Origin of the sequence: Bacillus cereus group sp. Bc010, assembly GCF_027716745.1 — a bacterium.
Lineage (GTDB): Bacteria > Bacillota > Bacilli > Bacillales > Bacillaceae_G > Bacillus_A > Bacillus_A pacificus.
Genome location: NZ_JAQFUY010000088.1, coordinates 1 through 2402, shown reverse-complemented (window position 1 = coordinate 2402; position 2402 = coordinate 1). Strand labels below are relative to the sequence as shown.

Sequence of the window (2402 nt, the reverse complement as noted above, 5' to 3'; positions counted from 1 at the left end):
ATGTTTAAAGCACTGGCTCTTTGCAATTGATGTTGTATAGTCCGTTCCCTAAGCTCACCTTGTTTTCCGAAGAAAATAGCTCTTGCTAATCCGTTCATGGCTTCTCCTTTATTTAATCCCCTTTGTATTTTTCTTCTTAATGATTCATCCGATATATAATTCAAAATAAAAATTGTTTTTTCTATTCGACCCATCTCACGTAAGGCTATAGCCAAGCTGTTTTGTCTTGAATAAGATCCTAGTTTCCCCATAATAAGGGATGCTGAAACTGTTCCTTCTCTTATTGAGTGAGCTAATCGCAAAACATCCTCATAATTTTCTTTAATGACCTTTGTATTTATTTGTCCACGTAAAATGGCTTCTAATTTTGGATACTCACTTGCTTTATCTATTGTAAATAATTTTGAGTCTGCTAAATCTCTTATTCTTGGGGCAAATTTAAATCCTAATAAATGAGTCAGTCCGAATATTTGATCTGTGTAACCAGCTGTGTCTGTATAATGCTCTTCTATGTTTAAATCCGTTTCATGGTGCAACAAACCATCTAAAACATGAATCGCATCCCTTGAATTAGTATGAATAATCTTTGTGTAGTAAGAAGAGAATTGATCACTAGTAAAACGGTAGATGGTGGCTCCTTTTCCAGTTCCATAATGTGGGTTTGCATCTGCATGTAGTGATGAAACACCTAACTGCATTCTCATACCGTCTGATGAGGATGTTGTACCGTCTCCCCAATAGGAAGACAATTGTAATTTGTGATGAAAATTTACTAATACGGCTTGGGCTTTATTCATTGCATCTTCATACATGCGCCATTGAGATACATTGGCTAATTGCTTATATGTAAGTCCGGGTGTTGCTTCAGCCATCTTGCTTACACCTATATTCATTCCCATTCCTAAAAGGGCAGCCATAATAATAATCGTTTCTTCTTTATCCGGTTTTCGATTATTGGAAGCATGAGTAAATTGCTCATGAAATCCTGTTATATAAGCAATATCCATCAGTAAATCGGTTAATTTTATTCTTGGTAGCATCTGATAAAGGCTTGCACTAAACTTTTTTGCTTCTTCTGGTACATCTTTTTCTAAGCGTGCAAGTGACAGCTTTCCTTTATCAAGAGAAACTCCATCTAACTTGTTGGAATTGGCAGTTAACCACTTTAACCTTTCATTAAGGCTGCTGGTTCTCTCCGTTATATAATCTTCGAATGATAAACTAACTGATAATCTCGTATTCTCTTTCGTTTGATTCCATGTAAATTCGGAAAACAAATATTCCTCAAAATCTCTATATTGTCTGCTGCCAACAATGGAAACATCTCCTGCCCGAACATGCTCCCGAAGTTCTGTTAAAACAGCCATTTCATAGTAATGACGATTGATTGTTGTACCATCATTCTCGTATAAATGCTTTTTCCAACGTTTTGAAATAAAATCCACAGGTGAGTCATCAGGTACTTTTCGTTTTCCGGATTCGTTCATTCCTCGGATAATCTCTACAGCTTGTAAAAGTGGCTCATTTGCCTTTGTAGAATGAAATTCCAACACCCTTAATAGCGTTGGCGTATATTTTCTTAGTGAATAAAATCGTTTTTGCAGTAAGTCTAAATAATCATAGTCAGCAGGACGTGCAAGCTCCTGGGCTTCTTCGACCGAAGAGACAAAAGAATTCCATTCAATAACGGATTCTAAAACCTCAAAAACGTCTAATTTTTCCTGTTTTGCTTTGATCAAAGCTTGTCCGATGTTCGTAAAGTGTATAACTTTCTCATTCAGCTTTTTACCGTTCAGTTTCTGAATTTCCTCTTGAGCCTTACGACCTTTTGATAAGAGACTAAGTATTTGTCTGTCATGAATTTCAAAAGCTTTATCCGTCAAATCTTGATTAAGATGTAATAAATAGACGGTTAGTATTGAATATCGTTTATTTTCCTGAAAATCACGGAATGCATAAGGTTCATATCTTGAACCCAAGCGAGACAGCTGTAACAGGCGATTGCGGTGCAAATGATTAATTTGCACCGTTTCTAATTCCATTCCTCGTATGTATTCGAGTCGTTCTATTACTTTTAAAAAGGTTTCGGGTGAAGGATGTCCCGGTGGTTCTTTTAACCAACCCAATATCGTTTTATTGGATTCTGACGAATGCTGCAAGGTAATAATATCTTCAAGTTTTTCTTTTTGTTCATTTGTTAGGGATTGACTAACCGTGTTAAATAGCTTCTTTTCAGCCATTGCCCTTGCTTCCCACACTATTCTTTCAAGTGTAGTGATAGCAGGCAGTATGATTTTGTTTTTTCTTAGAAAATCTATGCATTCATGTAGTAGATGAATGGCATCACCATTTTCCAAAGCCAATTGATGTAGGTGCTTAAATGTCATTCTATATTCTTTCAG

The 2402-nt window shown here is 36.1% G+C and carries 1 protein-coding gene; it reads right to left on the bottom strand.

The features are described 5' to 3' along the window. Positions 1-2402: Tn3 family transposase (locus tag PDQ68_RS28435; RefSeq protein ID WP_050592959.1), on the bottom strand; the 2402-nt coding region annotated here is incomplete at both ends.